This window comes from Nonomuraea sp. MG754425 (assembly GCF_021699195.1).
Lineage (GTDB): Bacteria > Actinomycetota > Actinomycetes > Streptosporangiales > Streptosporangiaceae > Nonomuraea.
Genome location: NZ_SSXE01000199.1, coordinates 1 through 17,333 on the forward strand (window position 1 = coordinate 1; position 17,333 = coordinate 17,333).

Below are 17,333 nucleotides of genomic sequence, written 5' to 3' on the forward strand. Positions count from 1 at the left end.
GGACAAAGTGGGGCCGGAGAATGTGGGCCCGGGACAGAGTGGGCCGGAGAATGTGGGCCCGGGACAGAGTGGGCCGGAGAATGTGGGCTCGGGGAAGTGGGCCCGCAGCGGGCGGGCCCCGGCGGCGGGTCAGTCGGCCTCGGGGAAGCCGATCGAGAAGGCCGCGTCGAGGTCGTGCCTGGAGTAGGCGCGGAAGGCGATGTGGGTCTCGGTGTGCAGCACCCCGGGGACCTTGTTGAGCCGCCCCGGCACGACTTCGGCGATCTCCTCGTACGCCGCCACCCGCACCATGGCCAGCAGGTCGTACTCGCCGGTGATGGAGTAGACCTCGCTGACCCCCTCGATCTCGGCGATCGTCTGGGCGACCTCCGGGATCCGGTCTACCTCTGCATTTATGTGGACGATAGCCGTGACCATGCATCAACTCTATCGTTTCACCTCAAAGGTCGCCCCTCCCGATTGCGCCGCTGGTCGAGGTGCCGGTAGGCGAGGTCGATGCGGGCCTTGTGCCGGGCGGCCCCGCGCGCGGGCAGGCTCCACACGCCGTCGACCTCCACCAGCCGCACCCCGGGGGACTCCAGCCAGCGCAGGATGCACTCGGTCTCCTCCGCGCTGGCCGCGTGGACCGGCCCGGGGCCGGGCAGCACGACCTCGGCGGCGGCCGTCAGCGAGGCGACGAAGGGGGTCGGGTGGGTGCCCTTCTGCATCACCCCGGCGGCGGCGAGCCGGCCGTAGCGGACCACGTGGATGTCCCAGCCGCCGCCGAAGGCCGGGCTCGCGGCCACGAGCTGCGGGATGCGGGTGATGGCGCCGAGCCGCTGCATGCGGGCCGCCGTGCGGACGAACGAGGCCAGCCGGTCACGGTCGACGGACGCCTCCTCGTAACGCTGCTCGACCGACAGCCGCTCCATCCGGGCCGAGACCGCGCTGAAGACGGGGGAGGCGTCGAGGGTCATGGCGCGGCGGGCGTTCTCGGCGTGCACGGCGTACTGCTCGGGGCTCTCCCCGCCCGCGCAGGGCGCGCCGCAGCGGCCCATCTCGTGCAGCACGCAGGCCGCCCGCCGGGTGCGCAGCGTGATCGGCTGGGTGCACTGGCGCAGCGGGACGGCCTCGTGCAGGGCGATGCGGGCGTCGTCGGCCTGGCGGGCGCTGGTGAACGGCCCGAGGTAGGTGGCGCCGTCGTCCTTCAGGTCGCGCACGATCGACAGCCGGGGGAAGACCTCGGAGGTGAGCTTGAGCCACACCATCTTCTCGGGGAAGCGGGAACGGCGGTTGTAGCGGGGCTTGGCGCCGCCGATCAGGCGCAGCTCGCGTACCTCGGCCTCCAGCGCGGTGGAGCAGACGATGTGGCGCACCCGCTCGGCGATGCCGATCATCTCGCGGATGCGGGGGCGGGTCTCGCCGGCGGTGAAGTAGGAGCGCACGCGATTGCGCAGGTTGGTGCTCTTGCCGATGTAGAGGACCTCGCCGCGGTCGTCCTCGAACAGGTAGACGCCGGGCGCGTGCGGCACCGACTCGGCCAGGTGGCGCTTGGCCTGCTGCTCGGGCGTGGGCGCGCGGACGAACGACTTGAGCTCCTCCAGCGTGTGCACCTGGAAGGAGCCGGCCCGCTCGATCAGCCCGTGGAGCACGTCGACGGTGGCCCTGGCGTCCTGCAGGGCGCGGTGGCACGGCTCGACGGGGCTGCGGAAGAACCTGGCCAGTGTGGCGAGCTTGGCGTTGGGGGTCTCGTCGCGGGTGAGCACGCGCCGGGCCAGATCGACGGTGTCGACGACCGGGTTGGCCGGCGGCGGGTAGCCGAGCGCGGCGCAGGCGGCCTTGACGAAACGGGTGTCGAACCCGGCGTTGTGCGCCACCAGGGTGGCGCCCCTGATGAACTCCAGGAAGCTCGGCAGCACCGACTCGATCTTGGGTGCGGCCAGCACCATGGTGTCGGTGATGCCGGTCAGCACGGAGATGAACGGCGGTATCGGCCCGCCGGGGTCGACCAGGGTGGAGAACTCGCCGAGCACCTCGCCCGCCCGCACCTTGACCGCGCCGATCTCGGTGATCGCGTCTTCCGCCGGGGCGCCGCCGGTGGTCTCGAGATCGAACACGACGAACGTGACCTCGCTCAGCGGGGTGCCGAGCTCATCGAGAGTGCCTTGAACCGGATCCACGAACCAAGACCATAGAGAGGTTGACCGACAGGAACGAGTAAGCACCCCACTTGAACCTTGGTTACCCTTCCCTTTATGTCCGCAAGACTCGCCGGCCGTTACTCCCTGCTGCGCCCGCTGGGCGCCGGTGGCATGGGCAAGGTGTGGCTGGCCAGGGACGAGATGCTCGACCGCGATGTCGCCGTCAAGGAGCTCACGCTGCCCGAGGGTCTGCCGGCCAAGGACCGCCAGGACCTCGTGACCAGGGCCGTGCGCGAGGCGCAGGCCATGGCGCGGCTGCGGCACCCGGGCATCGTGGCGCTGCACGACGTGGTCGTCGAGCAGGACCGGCCCTGGCTGGTGATGGAGCTGCTGCGGGGCCGCACGCTGGCCGAGACCGTGCGCGAGTTCGGCCCCATGCCGCCCGGCCACGCCGCCAGGGTCGGCGCCGACGTGCTCGACGCGCTGATGGTCGCCCACTCCCAGGGCCTGCAGCACCGCGACGTCAAGCCGGGCAACGTCTTCCTGACCGGCAGCGGCCGGGTGGTGCTCACCGACTTCGGCATCGCCAGGCAGGAGGGCCAGGCGACGCTCACCGAGCAGGGGCTGATGATCGGCTCGCCCGGGTTCATCGCGCCCGAGCGGCTGGAGGGCGAGCCCGGCGGCCCGGCCAGCGACCTGTGGTCGCTCGGGGCCTCGCTGCACGTGGCGCTGACCGGCGCGCCGGCCTTCGAGGGGTCGGCGGCCCAGCGCATCCGCGCCACGCTGACCGAGCCGCCGCCGCCCGTGCACGGCCCGCTCGGCCCGCTGCTGACCGCCATGATGGCCTACCAGCCGGCCGCCCGCCCCGACCCGCGGGTGGCCGCGCACGTGCTGCGGGAGGTCGCCGAGGGCCGGCCCGCGCCGGCGCTGCCCGTCCAGGCCGAGGTGACCGCGCCGCGCCCGGTCAGGAGGCGCGGCCGGGCCGCGCTCTGGATCGCCGTCGCCGCGGTGGCGGTGCTCGCGGGCGCGGGCGCGACCGGGTTCGCGCTGCTGAAGGGCGGCGGGGGCACTCCGTCCGCCTTCACCGTGCCGATGGACGTGTGCACGCTCATCGGCCGGCAGGAGCTGGGCGCGCTGCTGCGCACGCAGAGCCCGCCCGAGGGGCAGCCGGGCTCCGACGACATCGGCCCCAAGTGCGGCTGGCCGGTCCCCAGCACGGGCGTGGGCCTGCAGGTGCAGCGCGACTCCGACACCGTCGACCCGTGGTCCATGACCGAGACCACGGCCCGCACGCTGTTTCAGAACCAGCGGCGCTACTGGTCCAAGTACGACTCCCTCGACTGGACCTGGCCCGAGATCGGCGCGACGAAGTCCACCAAGGCCACCCGCACCCCCGTGCGCCCGATCACCGGCGTCGGGGAGGAGGCGTTCGGCTTCGAGCTGAAGGGGCCCACCGGCCGCCTCCACTCGGCCCACGTCTTCTACCGGCTGGCCAACCTGGTGGTGAGCGTCGAGTACACCACGCTCTCCGACAAGCCGACCGACGACGACATCAAGCAGACGGCGCTGAGAGCGGCGCAGGCGAGTGAGCAGGCGTTGCGCGATGCCGGGTGACCTCTACCTGCTGGCCGGTCGCTACCGGCTGATCGAGCGGCTCGGGCAGGGCGGCGCGGGCACGGTGTGGCGGGCCATCGACGAGCTGCTCGACCGGCAGGTCGCGGTCAAGCAGGTGCGCATGCCGCCGGGGCTGAGCCCGCGCGAGCGCGCGGAGTTCGCCGACCGGGCCATCCACGAGGCCCGCTCGGCCGGACGGCTGCGCGACCCGGCCATCGTGCTCGTGCACGACGTGGTCCTCGAGGGCGACCAGCCGTGGATCATCATGGACCTCGTCACCGGCCGCTCGCTCGACAAGGTGATCAGGGAGCAGGGGCCGCTGCCGCCGGAGTTCGTGGCCGCGGTCGGGCTGCGGGTGTTGTCGGCGCTCGACGTCGCGCACGCCCACGGCATGCTGCACCAGGACGTCAAGCCCGCCAACATCCTGCTCGACGGCGACGGCTCGGCCATGCTCACCGACTTCGGCATCGCCGCCCCGATGGGCGGGCGGGGCGACAGGTACGGCAGCGCGGGCTCGCCCGGGTACATGGCCCCCGAGCGGCTCAACGAGCAGCCGTCCGGCCCGTCGTCCGACCTGTGGTCGCTGGGAGCCAGCCTGTACACGGCGGTGGAGGGCCGCGCGCCGTTCGAGCGGGCGCTGCCGGCCGCCGTCGCGGCGGCGGTGCTGCTGCACGAGCCGCCGTTCCCGGCCAGGTCCGGCCGGGAACTGGGCGGGCTGCTGCTGGCCATGCTGGCCAAGGACCCGGCGGCGCGGCCCACGCCGGAGCGGGTCCGCCAGACGCTGACGGCGCTGGCGGGATCGGGCCGGGGCGCCCGCGCGGGGCGCTCGCGCCGCCTGCTGGTGCCGGGCGCGATCGCCGCCGTCCTCGCGCTGGGCGCGGGCGGCTGGTACGCCGCCGGGGCGCTCGGCGTCACCGGGCCGGCCCCCGGCAGGTTCGCCACGGCCCCCGACCCGTGCACCCTGCTCACCGACGCGCAGGCCACCGGCCTGATGAAGGGCGCTCCCGCCCGCGGCCGCACCAGGCCGGGCGAGTGCCAGTGGGTCGTGCACGGGGGCACGTCCTCGGCCCGCAGCCTGATCGTCCGCACCTGGGCGGAGCGGCCCAGCGGCGGTCTCGACGGCCCCCAGGTGGCGCAGCGCCGCTTCGCCAGCGAGAAGACCACCCGGGCCGCCGCGCAGGGTGTCAGCGGGCAGCAGGCGTACGGCGCGGTGGCCGATGTCGCCGGCGTGGGAGAGGCGGCGATCGCCCAGAACGGCTTCAAGTTCTACCTGTCCACCAACGAGAGCGGCACGGCCGTCACCACCGTCCTCCTGCGCACCAGCAACCTGCTCGCCGAGGTGATCTGGCGGCGCGAGAGCGTGCCTGTCGACCCCGCGGAGGGGGTGAAGGCGTCCGAGGCCGTGGTCGACAGGGAGACGGCCGTCAACGCCGGCCGCCTGGTCACGGAGGCGCTGGCGAAATGAGACAGGTGCGGCGTCCAGGGGTGCGCACGGGTGTGCCGCAGGTGGTTCAAGTGCCTTGCAAGAGGCGTAACTAGCATGTCTCCCCGCATGTCAGGGCAACCCCAGGAGTTTCAGTGAACCCCGGTAGCGAGTTCGAGCCGCCCACCACCCCTTACCAGGTGCCAGGCAGGCAGTTCGAGCCGCCGCACACGCCCCCGACGATGCCTCCGACCATGCCGCCCATGCCGCGCGCCCCCCGGCCGCGGCGTCCGGCGTGGCTGCTGCCCACGCTCGCCGCCGCCCTGGTGGTGCTGGTCGCCGCGGGAGGGGTGGGGGCCTACCTGCTCTACGGCAAGGTCGGCAAGGCCGGCGGGGTCACGACGCCGCCCGCCACGCGCTCGTCGTCGCCCGCCGACCCGGCCGCCGCCGCTGCCGGGCCCGACGTGTGCGCCATGCTGCCAGAGGACGAGGCCGTCCGGCTGGTGCCCGGCGCGACCATGTCGCACACGTCCAATGACGGCGACTACACCGTCAACTTCTCCTGCAACTGGACCAACCAGCGCATCTCCTTCGGCGACTACTGGCGCAGCAGGGAGATCGACGTCAAGGTCGCCCAGCACAAGGGCGAGGGCGCCAAGACCGGCCGGGCGATGGCGCAGAACTCGTACGAGACGGACTACCGGGGCGGCAAGTTCAGGGAGACCGCCAAGCCGTCGCTCGACCCGGAGGAGAAGGAGTACATCTCCGCGGCCAAGGACATCCAGGGCGTCGGCGACGGCGCGTACGCGCAGTACACCTGGCGGCGCGACGGCAAGCTGCTCTGGTACGCCTTCGGCACCGCCTACGCCCGCGTCGGCGACATGACGGTCGAGGTCAAGTTCCAGGCGGGCCAGCAGCGCAAGGACGCCCAGATCCTGTCCAACGAAAGCACGCAGGCGATCACGGAGGCGAACGCCATCCGCGAGGTGAGCGGCCTGGTCGCGCACTTCGCCAAGGGGGTCGCCGCCTGGCAGGCGCGGCACCCGGGCGTGCTGGCCCAGGCGGAGCCGTCGGCGGCGGCCACCGTCTCGCCGAGCGCCCGCCCGACGCCCTCGCCCACCGAACTGGCCGCCTTCCCCGCCGACTGCCAGGCCGTGACGGAGACGGCCACCCGGCTCGTGCCCGAGCCCACGACCCGCGCGCGCGGCAGCGAGGAGGGCGACGACGAGCAGACCGAGTGCCGCTGGCTCAACCGCGAGCTGTCCGGCGGGCCGGGCGTCACGAAGATCCGCAGCGCGCTGATCACCGTGCACCGCTTCACCAACCGGGCGGGCGCGGTGGACGAGCCCGCCGCCAGGTCCTACTACGCCAGTCAGTACGGCGGCGACAAGAACACCGCCGGCTCCTCCATCGGCGGCATCACCTGGGGCCCGCTGGCGGGTGTCGATGACCTGGGCGACCAGGCGTACCGGCAGTACGTGCAGAGCAAGGGCAGCGAGATCTCCGCCTCCAGCGGCACGGTGATCATGCGCAGGGGCGCGCTGGTCGTCCAGGTCGACTACTCGGGCCACCAGCGGCCCGAGGACGTGGCGACGAACTCGCCCAAGGTGACGTTCATGCCGGAGAAGGAGGCGATGGCCGGCGCGCTCGCCCTGGCCAGGGCGTACGTGAAGGCGCTGGCCGCGCAGCCGGCCGGGAGCTGACCCGCGGGCCGCCTCCGGCCTGCGGCGACCGTGCCCCCTGCGCGGACGATCCCGGCAATCGTGACGCTGACTCATGATTTGCCGGAATGGTTAATGGGCCTGCAACTCGGCTGCAAGCGGGGCAAATAACGTTATCCCTGTGAGCGCCTGAGCCGCGCGATCATGTTTGTCCAGTACAGGGGCATGGGCAAACCATGGGGGATCGCGCGGCTCATTGCTCTTCCTGGGACAGGAAGGGCTCGATGAGACCGGGGACGGCCTGTGCGGCAAGGCGCAGGCCGTCCCCGCGGCCCACGTCCACCACCGCGTAGTGGCCCCGGCCGGCGGCCGTCGTGGCCGTCACCGTCAGCAGGCCCGCGCGCCGCTGGAAGCACGACTCCGTGATCGTCCAGCCCGCGATGCCCCTGCGGTCGAGCGCGACCGTGCGCCGGACCACGGCGCCCCTCCTGGTGACCAGGTGACGGGGGCTCAGCGCGTGCCCGAGGCTCGCGGCGGCGCTCACCGCGTGCCACAGCCCGTACGCCAGCACCGCCGCCGGCACGAGCCACACCCAGCCGCCCGCCCACAGGCTCGCCGGCGCGGCGGCCGGCACCGTGACCAGGGCGGCCAGCAGCGCTCTGACGAGCCGGCGGCGCCGGGCCGCCGGGGGATGCGCGAGCGGCTCGGGCACGCCGGAGCCCGCGATCGACGCGGCGAGCCGCGCCACCAGGGCCCGTGGCATCGGCGGGGTGAGCGCGGCGGCGTCCTCGCGCTCCTCGCCGGAACCCCTGCCCAGCCCGGTGGCGACGGACCTGAGCCGGGCCGCGCCGCCCAGCCGCAGCAGCAGCGGCTCGCTGATCTCCACCCCGCGCAGCCTGCGCTCCTCCAGCGTCAGCGACCGGCTGGTCAGCAGGCCCCTGCGCATCCGGAGCCGGCCCGGCTCGCGCTCCAGCCGGTAACGGCCCCACGACTCGGCGAACAGCAGCGCCGCCCCGGCCGCCCCGACCAGCAGGTTCACCGCGAGCAGCAGCGCGGCGGCCGGCAGCGGCCTGGCCGCCAGCCAGTCCCACAGGCCGGTCGCGATCCGGTCGCCGAACCCGTCGAACCCGAACTGGCCGAGCGCCTTGTACAGGGTGGCGAGCAGCACCGCCGCGCCGGTGAACGTCCACACCGACAGCGGCGCGTACCTGATCCACGACCAGCGCAGCTCCGCCAGCGGGCCCCCGGGCTCCGCCGCCCGCTCGCTCCGAGGCAGCAGGGTGCGGCGCAGGGACTCGGCCTCGTGCCTGCCCAGCGGGTCCAGCACGAGCTCCGCGCCGTCCTCGGCGTGCTCTCCCGTGCCCACCTTCACCACGGTCAGGCCGAACACCCTGTTCACCGGGTCGGCGCGCAGGTCCACACTGCGCACCCGCTCGCGCGGGATCGAGCGGTGCCGGCGGACGGTGACGCCCGAGCGCACCTCCAGCCGCTCGGGGGTGAGCCGCCAGCGGGTGGCGCGCAGCCGCAGCACGTCGTACGCGACCACGCAGGCGACGATCAGCACCGCCGCGCCCGCGCAGGCCGCCACGACGCCGCCCGCGGGCCAGTCGCGGCCCGTCAGGAACCGGGTCAGCCCGGCCGCGACGCCGGCGGCGATCGCCAGCGACTTGACCCCGGAGGCCCACACGCTCCGCCCCGCCGGCCTCCGCCATCCATCGTCACCGCCCGCGGCCGGCTGAACGTTCACGTCGCGTCCCCGGGCGTGGCCTGGGTGATCGCGGTCAGGCGCGCGGCCAGTTCGGCCGCCACCTCGTGGTCCAGCGCCTCGATCTTGACGGCCCCGGCCGACGACGCCGTCGTCACCGTGACGTCCGCCAGCCCGAACAGCCGCTGCACGGGCCCCCGCGCCGTGTCGACCCGCTGGATCCGCGACATCGGCGCCACCCGCCAGGTGTGCGTCAGCCACCCCTTGCGGGTGTAGACCGCCTGGTCGGTGACCTCCCAGCGCTCCACCCGGTAGGAGGCCCGGGGCGCCACCACCGCCAGCGCCAGGCAGCCCGCCGCGAACACCGCCACGGCCGCGCCGAGCCAGAGCGGCCGCTCCGTGAGGGCCCAGTACGCCGCCACGCAGGCCCCCGCCACCGGCACCATGAGCATCAGCCACTGAACCGTCCACCACCCGACCGCCCGCCGGTCCACCCGGTGGCGGGGCGGGCGCAGCCCGGCCGTGCTCACTTCCCGTCCTCCGTCTCCGGGGACGTCGTCTCCAGGGACTCGGAGACGGCCAGCAGCGCGAACCCGAGCACGCCGATCACGATCGCCGCGAACACCTCGTAACCCTCCAAGATCGGCAGCAGGTTGACCACGAGCAGGTCGTGTGCCCACCGCCACCATCCGAGCAGGACGTTCACCAGGCCGCCGACGCCTTGCAGGACCAGCAGCCAGCCGAGCACCCTCAACACCCATCGCATGCCGCCAAGCCTCGCGCGCCGGCCCGGCGGCGGGCGTCGGCCGTCGGTCTCGGCGGGCACCGACTTTGGTCGCTGTCGCCGCACCCTCGGCAGGGCCTAACCTCGATGAACGTGACGGAACTGCGGGCAGACGGCGCCGCCGCCCACGAATACGGGTGGGTGCTGCCGTCGGTGCTGCTCGGCGACGGCGGCACGGGCGGGCGCGTGCGGCGCTCGACGCGCGACTGGATCGTCGATCTCCTGCTGTTCCTGTTCGCCTGCGGCCTGACCTTCCTGTCCCTGATCGAGTTGCACGAGCAGAACCAGACCGGGCCCCTGATGCTCGTCGAGCAGGTCTCGGGGGCGCTGTCGTGCGCGGCGGTGTGGCTGCGGCGCAGGTGGCCCGTCGCGCTCGCGGTGGTCTTGGGCCTGCTGTCGTCCTATCTGGAGATGGTCGGCGGGGCCGCGGTGGTCGCGCTGTTCACGGTGGCGGTGCACCGCCCGTTCCGGGTGTCGGGGCCGATCACGCTGTTCAACCTGCTCACCCTCGCCCCCTACGTCGCGCTGCGGCCCCAGAGCGACCTCGACCGCGCGTGGGCGGCGGCGCTCGGCGCGGCGTTCGTGCTGACGGTGTTCGCGTGGGGCATCGTGGTCAGGGCCAGGCGGCAACTCGTCTGGACGCTCAGGCAGCGCGCCGACAGCGCCGCCGAGCAGGCCAAGCGGCTCGAACGCGAGCGCATCGCGAGGGAGATGCACGACGTGCTGGCACACCGCATCTCGATGCTGAGCCTGCACGCGGGCGCGCTGGAGTTCCGGCCGGACGCGCCGCCCGGCGAGATCGCCAAGGCGGCCGAGGCCATCAGGACCAACGCCCACCTGGCCCTCCAGGACCTGCGCGAGGTGATCGGCGTGCTGCGCCACTCCTCCTCGGTCGGCGACGGCGAGGGCTCCGAAGGCGAGGGCATGGTGCCCGACCGCCCGCAGCCCACCCTCGCCGACCTGCCCGCGCTGGTCGAGGAGTGCCGGCACGCGGGCATGGACGTACGGCTCGACCTGCGGGCCGAGGACGCGCCCGAAGGGCTGGGCCGCAACCTCTACCGGATCGTCCAGGAGGCGCTCACCAACGCGCGCAAGCACGGGGGCGGCGCGCCGGTGACGGTGACGGTCGAGGGCGTGCGCGGCAAGGGGCTGTCGGCGGAGGTGCGCAACCCCCTGTGGACGCGGCACGGCGCGCGCATCCCGGGGGCGGGCGCCGGGCTGATCGGCCTGACCGAGCGGGCGGAGCTGGCCGGCGGCACCCTGGAGCACGGGGCCACGCCCGAGGGGCAGTTCACGGTGCGCGCCTGGCTGCCGTGGCCGGTGGAGACGATCCGGGAGGACGACACATGACCACCGACGGGCCGATCAGGCTGCTGATCGTGGACGACGACGCGATGGTGCGGGCCGGGCTGTCGATGATCCTCGGCGGCGTGCCCGAGATCGAGATCGTCGCCGAGGCCGGAGACGGGGCCGAGGTGCCGCCCCTGGTGATCCGGCACCGGCCCGACGTGGTGCTGATGGACATCCGCATGCCCGGCATCGACGGCCTGACCGCCACCGAGACGCTGCGCCGCGCGTCCGCGCCGCCCGAGGTGGTGGTGCTGACCACGTTCCACGCCGACGCGCAGGTGCTGCGGGCGCTGCGGGCCGGGGCGGCCGGGTTCCTGCTGAAGGACATCGCGCCCGGCGACCTGGTGCAGGCGATCAAGAAGGTGGCCGCCGGCGAGCCGATCCTGTCACCCGCGGTGACCAGGCAGCTCATCACGCACGTGGCCGACGGCGGCGGCGGGGCGGTGCAGCGCGGCGAGCGGGCCAGGGGCCTGCTCGGCAGGCTCAGCGAGCGGGAGCGGGAGGTGGCCACGGCCGTCGGGCGGGGCAGGTCGAACGCCGAGATCGGGCGCGAGCTGTACATGAGCGTGCCGACGGTCAAGGCGCACGTCTCCCGGATCCTCACCAAGCTGGGCCTCAACAACCGGGTCCAGGTGGCGCTGCTCGTCTACGACGCCGCCTCGTAGCGGGCCAGCAGCTCTTCGAGGGTGGCCCGGTGCAGCACCAGGTCATCGGGGTCGTCCGGGCTGGGCAGCTCGCCGAAGTGGATGCGGCGCTGCCACACCCTGGCCATGATGACGCCGTGCCGCAGCGCCGCGTACAGCTCGTAGAAGTCCAGGTCGCGGGGCTCGTAGCCGGTCAGGTCGCGGTAGGTGGCGCAGACGTCCTCGCGGCGCATGAAGGCGGGCAGGCCGGGCAGGCCCGCCCCGGTCGTGATGTCCTGGAAGAACCGGTGCAGGAAGATCATCCAGGACAGGTCCAGCTCGCGCGGCCCGACGGCGGCCATCTCCCAGTCGAGCACCGCGACCGGGGCGAAGTCCCGGTACATCACGTTGCCGATCCTGGCGTCGCCCCAGGTGAGCACGTCGGGGCCGGGGTCGTCGGGCCAGTGCGCCGCCAGTGCGGCGAAGGCCCGCTCCAGCACCGGGACGCGCCGCCGCCCGTGCGCCCACTCGTAGTAGGCGCGCTGCTCCTCGACGTGCGCGCGCAGCCCGGCGGTCCCGAACGGGGCCAGCTCCCGTGGCGTGAACGCGGTCTGGTGCAGCGCCGCGAGCAGGCCCACGCTCGCGTCCTGGAGGCGGCGCCGGTCGGCGGGGGAGGCGTCGTACAGCCAGCCGCCGAAGGTGTACGGCAGCACGTCCGGCGGGACCTCGCCGTCGGCCCGCTCCATGACGAAGAACGGCGTGCCCAGCGGGCCGGGGTCGGGCTCGAACCAGAGTGCCCGCGGCGCTGGGATCCCAGCTTTTTCCCTGGCCAGGCGCATCATCTCGAACTGCGCCCCGAGATCGTAGGAGGGAAAGACCGGAACGGCTTCCCTCGCAGGTGCGAGCCTGGCTACGCAGCGCTTACGCTGTCCGTCCCAGGTGGCGGTGAAGAACAGGGTCTCGCTCGACAGCCCGTTTTCCGTCGGTCTGGACATCCCGGACACCGAGGCGCTCGCGCCGACCTGCCCGCGCAGCCACGCCTCCGTGCTCGCGCGCAGTTCTTCGAGGTCACGGGTGGAGGTGCGGAGCTCTTCCGGCACGGCGGGCCTCCCGGGTGGACATGTGCCCTTCGACAGTCGTACACCCCCTAGCAAGCGCTTGTCCATATAGGAGTGGCCGTTACGGTCAGGTACGCAACAGCCGTACCCTTGTCTGAAAGGGCATGTCACGAAGGGACAAGTGGGATGAGTTCAGCGGGTGAAGGCCTGTCTCGCCCGCTTCCCGAGCAGGTGCGGCTCAACGTCGTCGATCTGGCCTCCCAGGTCCTCGGCTCGATGCCGGGTGCGGTCATCCCGCCACCGCTGCGCGGCATCGCCAGGTTCGACCCCCGCAAGCGGGCCAAACTCGGCAGCGCGCCCATCGCGGCGCAGCTCGAGAACGACAAGAAGTTCCGCGAACTGGTCGCCGAGTCGGTGGCGGCCGGCTGGCCCGAGCTGGTCGCCTCGCTGGCCGAGGGCAACGTGCCCCCGGCGGCCGACCCCGTGCTCGTGGCCGCCGCGGCCTACCTGACCCGGCCGCCCGGCTGGGCGGAGATGATCGAGACCGCCCGCGCCGACCTGGAGCAGTCGGCGGTGGCCGCCGAGGACTCCGAGCGCGAGGAGGCGGTCACGCGGCTGCGCGAGCAGCTCGCCGCGCAGAAGAGCGCCGCCAAGGAGGAGGCCGACCGGCTGCGCGAGCAGATCAAGGCCGCCCGCTCCGAGAACTCCGACCTGCGCCGCAAGCTGCACGACGCGCGCGAGCGGGCCAAGTCCGCGGTGCGGCGGGCCGAGGAGATGGACCGCGCGGCGGGCGAGGCCAGATCGGCCGCGTCGGCGGCGGGCAGCGCCGGGGAGTCCGAGCTGCGGCGGCTGCGCGAGCGCCTGGCCGACGCCGAGAAGCAGCTCGAAGCCTCGCGCAGGGCCGCCCGCGAGGGCCGCAGCATCGAGGACGCCCGCATCCGGGTGCTGCTCGACGCGCTCCAGGACGCCTCCGCCGGGCTGCGCCGCGAGCTGGCCCTGCCCACCACGATCAGCCGTCCCGCCGACTCGGTCGCGGCCGTCACGGGCGAGCGTCCCGGCGTGCGCGGCGTGCCCGCCCGCGCGCTGGCCGACGACGATCCGCAGCTCCTCGACCAGCTCCTCGCGCTGCCGCAGGTGCACCTGATCATCGACGGCTACAACGTCACCAAGACCGGCTACGGCACCCTCACCCTGGCCGACCAGCGCAACCGGCTCATGACCTCGCTCGGCGGGCTGGTGGCGCAGACGAGGGTCGAGATGACCGTGGTCTTCGACGGGGCCGAGCTCAACTCGCCCGTGCAGGTCGTCGCGCCGCGCGGGGTGCGGGTGCTGTTCAGCGCCCCGGGGGAGATCGCCGACGACCTCATCCGCCAGCTCGTCCGCGCCGAGCCGGCCGGCCGGGCCATGGCCGTGGTGTCGTCCGACCGTGAGGTGGCCGAGTCCGTCCGGCGGATGGGTGCCAGACCGGTTCCGTCTGGGTTGCTGCTCCGCCGGCTAGGGCGCGCATAAATTACGAATTGGTTAGGTTTGGCACTGTCCCGCTCGCCACTTCTGTACTATTTCGCCCCAGATATAATCCCTGGGAGGCGACACAGTGAGGTTTGGCCGGGTGCCGGTGGCAGCGGGTCTCGCGTTCGGGCTGGTGCTGTCCGCTACGGGGGCGTCGCTCGCCGATCCCCGGCCCACGCTGGCGCAGGCCAAGGCGAAACTGGACAAGCTCAACGACAAGGCCGACAAGGTCGTCGAGCAGTACAACCAGGCCAACGAGCGCCACAAGAAGGCCAAGAGCACCTACACCAAGCTGAACGACAGCTACAAGCGCAAGCTGGCGACCGTCGCCGAACTGCGCGCGCAGGTGATCGGGATGGCCGTCGACAGCTACAAGCTCGGCGAGGACATCACCTCGCTGCCCGGGATCGTCAGCTCGAAGAACCCCTCGGCCATGCTGAGCGGGTGGGCGCTGGCCGGGCAGCTCTCGCGCGAGCGGGCCGAGAAGCTGGCCGTCTTCGACCGGGAGAACAAGGGGCTGAAGGCCGAGCGCGACAAGGCCGAGACGGCCCTGGAAGGCGCCGACAAGGAGCGCGACGCCGTCGAGAAGGAACGCGCCGAGATCCGCAAGCTGATCGCCGAGCAGAAGAAGCTGCTGGACCGGCTCGGGGCCTACAACCCCGGTAACCCCAACAGCACGGGCATCAAGTACACCGGGCCGGCCTCCGGGAGCGCGGCCGCGGTGTTGCGGTTCGCGTACGCGCAGGTGGGCAAGCCGTACATCTTCGGCGGCACGGGGCCGCGCGGCTACGACTGCTCGGGGCTCACGCAGGCCGCCTGGGCGGCGGCCGGGGTCTCGCTGCCGCGCACGACGTGGCAGCAGTGGTCGTGGGGGGCGAGCCGGAAGGTCTCGCTCGACGCGCTGCAGCCCGGAGACCTCATCTTCAGCCAGGGGCTCGGGCACGTCAGCATCTACGCGGGCAACGGGCAGATCGTGCACGCGCCGCAGACGGGCGACGTCGTCAAGGTCGTCAAGCTCAACTCCTACGGCCGGTCCCTGGTCGGGGCGATCCGCCCGTAAGCGGGAGCTACGATGCCGCGTCGTAGACAGAGTCGGCCGCCGGTCGGGAACGCTCCCAGTGGCGTTACTCACGTTTGAATGGTGTCAAATGTGATTTACGTAACAATCGGCGCCTGACAATCATGCTCGGCTCGAAGTGTGAGCAGGGTCACATTCTGGTAACGGAACCTGGTGCTCCAGCAGCGGTTTCGAGGTTGACCCGCACCCCTGTCTGATCTTTACAGCCGGGTGTGCCCTTTGCCGATCCTTGACCTGTCCGCGTAGCTTCTGGCGTCGTCGCGGTGAACAAGCCATGTCGCCGCGCACCGGCATCGGTCCCTCCCGATGCGAGACAGAAAAAAATCCGCCGGTCGCCCCCGGCCTCCCCATATCGACACTCGGTCTGGGCGGCGACCTGCCGAATCCGTGCAGCCAGGAGGCACGGAGCCGGGGACCCAGCGATCCCACGTCCCCAAGGGATCAGGGGTGAATCGGCGCGCCCATCGCGCCGTAGGGCGACTTCCACGCCCGAATCCGTCAGCTAACCCGGTAGGCGTTCGTGGAAGACTCAAGGAGAAATCCTGTCCAGTCCCCTGCAGAACCCCCGCCTGTCCCGCCTTGCCCTGAGCGGAGTAGCGCTCACGATGACCGTGACGGCCGGAGGTCTCGTCCTCCATGCCCCCACGGCGCAGGCGTCGACGACGAGCGACTCGGCCGACCTGACGACGGCCAAGGCGGAGACCACCGCCAAGACGTCCCAGACGGCCACGGTCGCGCAGCGACGGGCGGCCAAGGCCGCCCGGCAGAAGGCGAAGGCCCACCGGGCCGTCGCCGTGGCCAAGAACCAGATCGGTGACCCGTATCGCTACGGAGGCACCGGCCCCGGTTCGTTTGACTGCTCCGGTCTCGTCCAGTTCGCCTGGAAGAAGGCCGGCGTCAAGCTCCCGCGCGTGGCGAGCAGCCAGTTCGTCCGCATCAGGAACAAGGTCTCCTGGCGCAATCTGCGGCCCGGTGACCTGATGTTCTTCAGCGGGCTCGGCCACGTGGGCATGTACGTCGGCAAGGGCAAAATGATCCATTCGCCGCGGACAGGCGAACGGGTACGCATCGACAAGTTGAGCGGATGGCGCAAGACGTCCTTCGTCGGCGCGGTCCGTCCCGGCCTGTGAGGAAGCCCCGTCCGGCTCCCAGGAAGAGTTCTCCTGGATCCGGGCGGGGCTCTCGCACGTCCTGAGCGCGACCTGCGCCGTGTTGCGGGCCACCACGATCGGGCCTACTACGATCGGGCAGCGTGTCGGTGCGGGTGAGCAGGCGGGCCGTGGTGGCGGCGGCGCTGCTGCTCGCCGTCCCGTCCGGTGCGCCGCTCATCGGCTCTCCGCTCCTTCCCCGGGAGCTGCGTGGGCTGTGGCCGGGCCGGGAGACGGCCGTCAGCCGTGGCGGGCGCTCCACCGTCGTGGGCCTGGCCGCCTCCCGTCCGCTGCTCGACGAACTGGCCCGCCGGGCCGACCGTGCGGGGCTGCGGGTCTCGGCCGTGCTCGGCGGTCCGGTACGGCCGCTGATCGTCGTGCCGGAGTCCGCCCGCGACGCCGCCCGGCTGGCCGGAGCCGCCCGGCTCGACGGGCTGGCCGCGGTCGCCGACGGCCGGCGCGTGATCGTCGTGCCCGAGGCGTTCGCCACGCTCAGCCCCCTCGGCCGGGACGTGGTCCTGGCGCACGAGCTGACCCACGTCGTGGCCGGCACCGCCGGACTGCCCGCCTGGCTCTACGAGGGCTTCGCCGACTACGTCGGCTATCGCGACACCGGACTGCCCGTGGCGACCGCCGCCGCCGAACTGGCGGCCGAGGCGCGGGCCGGACGGCTGCCGGACGCTTTGCCCGGCCCTGAGGCTTTCGCCGCCGACGGGCGCGACCAGGACCGGCTCGCCCGGGTGTACCAGGAGGCCTGGCTGGCGTGTCGCTTCCTCGCTGACCGGTTCGGTGAGGGGACCCTGGTGAGGCTCTACCGTGAGGCCCAGGTGGCAGGCGTCGATCGGGCGCTCGCCTCACTGGGCCTGTCCGCCGTCACGCTGACGGCACGGTGGCGCGCGTACGTGCGGGAGCAGCTCGTGTGAAGGGGAGGCAGATGAGCGATCGAGAAGACACAGGCGACGCGGCACGGGAAGGCGAGGTGGCGGACGGCGCGTTGGCCGCGGTGGGCGCCGGCCACCCGGAGGGGACGGCGGCCTCCGAGGACGCCACACCGGGCGAGCGGGCGCACCACGGGGAGTCGGCGGGGGCGTCGGAGAGCGCCGGGCAGAGCGAGCGGGCCCGTCACGGGGAGTCGGCGGGGACGTCCGAGGACGCCGGGCAGGAGAAGCGGTCGCGGCGCGGCCCGGGGGCCGATCGCGCCGGGCCGGGCGAGGGCGCGGCGCGGCCCGCGCGGGGGCGAGGAGGGGAGGCGTCCGTGAC

General features: G+C 73.0%; 15 protein-coding genes, 1 pseudogene and 1 riboswitch. Of the genes and pseudogenes, 10 read left to right on the forward strand and 6 right to left on the reverse strand.

The genetic code is table 11. The features are described from left to right. Positions 1-129 precede the first annotated feature (129 nt). On the reverse strand, positions 130-417 hold the full coding sequence (locus FAF44_RS43620) for an Lrp/AsnC family transcriptional regulator (RefSeq protein ID WP_237109289.1): 288 nt from the start codon (positions 415-417) through the stop codon (positions 130-132). Between the two features lie 17 nt (positions 418-434). Further along, entirely contained in the window at positions 435-2,159 is a 1,725-nt protein-coding gene (locus tag FAF44_RS43625) for a DEDD exonuclease domain-containing protein (RefSeq protein ID WP_237109290.1), read from the reverse strand. A 75-nt stretch (positions 2,160-2,234) separates the two neighbouring features. Here FAF44_RS43625 and FAF44_RS43630 point away from each other — a divergent pair, with 75 nt between their 5' ends. From FAF44_RS43630 to FAF44_RS43640, 3 genes are all read left to right on the forward strand, one after another. Then, a complete protein-coding gene (locus FAF44_RS43630; RefSeq protein ID WP_237109292.1) occupies positions 2,235-3,734 on the forward strand; it encodes a serine/threonine-protein kinase in 1,500 nt (499 codons plus the stop codon). Further along, on the forward strand, positions 3,724-5,199 hold the full coding sequence (locus FAF44_RS43635) for a serine/threonine-protein kinase (protein WP_237109293.1): 1,476 nt from the start codon (positions 3,724-3,726) through the stop codon (positions 5,197-5,199). Before FAF44_RS43630 ends, FAF44_RS43635 begins: the two co-directional genes overlap by 11 nt. Before the next feature lie 113 nt (positions 5,200-5,312). After that, positions 5,313-6,860 carry a hypothetical protein gene (locus FAF44_RS43640; RefSeq protein ID WP_237109294.1) on the forward strand — a complete coding sequence of 516 codons (1,548 nt, stop codon included), beginning with the start codon at positions 5,313-5,315 and terminating at the stop codon, positions 6,858-6,860. A gap of 211 nt (positions 6,861-7,071) precedes the next feature. Here FAF44_RS43640 and FAF44_RS43645 read toward each other — a convergent pair whose 3' ends face one another. The 3 genes from FAF44_RS43645 to FAF44_RS43655 are packed head-to-tail and all read right to left on the reverse strand — an operon-like array spanning position 7,072 to position 9,289. After that, the gene (locus FAF44_RS43645; RefSeq protein WP_237109295.1) at positions 7,072-8,505 is read right to left on the reverse strand and encodes a PH domain-containing protein; all 1,434 of its coding nucleotides are present in this window, start codon (positions 8,503-8,505) and stop codon (positions 7,072-7,074) included. 56 nt (positions 8,506-8,561) lie between these two features. Further along, positions 8,562-9,053 carry a PH domain-containing protein gene (locus FAF44_RS43650; RefSeq protein WP_237109296.1) on the reverse strand — a complete coding sequence of 164 codons (492 nt, stop codon included), beginning with the start codon at positions 9,051-9,053 and terminating at the stop codon, positions 8,562-8,564. Next, a complete protein-coding gene (locus tag FAF44_RS43655; protein WP_237109297.1) occupies positions 9,050-9,289 on the reverse strand; it encodes a hypothetical protein in 240 nt (79 codons plus the stop codon). Before FAF44_RS43655 ends, FAF44_RS43650 begins: the two co-directional genes overlap by 4 nt. 111 nt (positions 9,290-9,400) lie before the next feature. On the opposite strand from FAF44_RS43655, the gene FAF44_RS43660 reads away from it, so the two are divergent. Together FAF44_RS43660 and FAF44_RS43665 are read left to right on the forward strand one after the other, a co-directional pair. Then, a complete protein-coding gene (locus FAF44_RS43660) occupies positions 9,401-10,657 on the forward strand; it encodes a sensor histidine kinase (protein WP_237109298.1) in 1,257 nt (418 codons plus the stop codon). Beyond that, complete coding sequence (locus FAF44_RS43665; RefSeq protein WP_237109299.1) at positions 10,654-11,322, forward strand: response regulator transcription factor; 669 nt, start codon at positions 10,654-10,656, stop codon at positions 11,320-11,322. Before FAF44_RS43660 ends, FAF44_RS43665 begins: the two co-directional genes overlap by 4 nt. Here the strand turns inward: FAF44_RS43665 and FAF44_RS43670 are convergent. Continuing rightward, on the reverse strand, positions 11,304-12,380 hold the full coding sequence (locus FAF44_RS43670; RefSeq protein WP_237109300.1) for a phosphotransferase family protein: 1,077 nt from the start codon (positions 12,378-12,380) through the stop codon (positions 11,304-11,306). The two genes, FAF44_RS43665 and FAF44_RS43670, sit on opposite strands and share 19 nt — an antisense overlap. 144 nt (positions 12,381-12,524) lie before the next feature. On the opposite strand from FAF44_RS43670, the gene FAF44_RS43675 reads away from it, so the two are divergent. The 5 genes and pseudogenes from FAF44_RS43675 to FAF44_RS43695 all read left to right on the forward strand — a co-directional run. After that, positions 12,525-13,847 (forward strand): NYN domain-containing protein, encoded by a 1,323-nt coding sequence (locus FAF44_RS43675; protein ID WP_237109301.1) that lies wholly within the window; start codon positions 12,525-12,527, stop codon positions 13,845-13,847. Between the two features lie 100 nt (positions 13,848-13,947). Beyond that, complete coding sequence (locus FAF44_RS43680; RefSeq protein ID WP_237109302.1) at positions 13,948-14,907, forward strand: C40 family peptidase; 960 nt, start codon at positions 13,948-13,950, stop codon at positions 14,905-14,907. A gap of 385 nt (positions 14,908-15,292) precedes the next feature. Further along, positions 15,293-15,457: riboswitch (cyclic di-AMP (ydaO/yuaA leader) on the forward strand. Positions 15,458-15,530: 73 nt separating this feature from the next. Continuing rightward, the gene (locus FAF44_RS43685) at positions 15,531-16,055 is read left to right on the forward strand and encodes a C40 family peptidase (protein ID WP_237109303.1); all 525 of its coding nucleotides are present in this window, start codon (positions 15,531-15,533) and stop codon (positions 16,053-16,055) included. Positions 16,056-16,177: 122 nt separating this feature from the next. Further along, the gene (locus tag FAF44_RS43690; protein ID WP_237109304.1) at positions 16,178-16,996 is read left to right on the forward strand and encodes a hypothetical protein; all 819 of its coding nucleotides are present in this window, start codon (positions 16,178-16,180) and stop codon (positions 16,994-16,996) included. 11 nt (positions 16,997-17,007) lie between these two features. Continuing rightward, positions 17,008-17,333 (forward strand): annotated as a pseudogene (locus FAF44_RS43695) (hypothetical protein); the annotation flags it as partial.

Excerpts from the sequence above, each read along its gene's own strand:
- FAF44_RS43665 (WP_237109299.1), top strand. The coding sequence starts at position 10,654 with ATGACCACCGACGGGCCGATCAGGCTGCTGATCGTGGACGACGACGCG.
- FAF44_RS43655 (WP_237109297.1), bottom strand. The coding sequence starts at position 9,289 with ATGCGATGGGTGTTGAGGGTGCTCGGCTGGCTGCTGGTCCTGCAAGGC.
- FAF44_RS43635 (WP_237109293.1), top strand. The coding sequence starts at position 3,724 with ATGCCGGGTGACCTCTACCTGCTGGCCGGTCGCTACCGGCTGATCGAG.
- FAF44_RS43675 (WP_237109301.1), top strand. The coding sequence starts at position 12,525 with ATGAGTTCAGCGGGTGAAGGCCTGTCTCGCCCGCTTCCCGAGCAGGTG.
- FAF44_RS43630 (WP_237109292.1), top strand. The coding sequence starts at position 2,235 with ATGTCCGCAAGACTCGCCGGCCGTTACTCCCTGCTGCGCCCGCTGGGC.
- FAF44_RS43620 (WP_237109289.1), bottom strand. The coding sequence starts at position 417 with ATGGTCACGGCTATCGTCCACATAAATGCAGAGGTAGACCGGATCCCG.
- FAF44_RS43685 (WP_237109303.1), top strand. The coding sequence starts at position 15,531 with ATGACCGTGACGGCCGGAGGTCTCGTCCTCCATGCCCCCACGGCGCAG.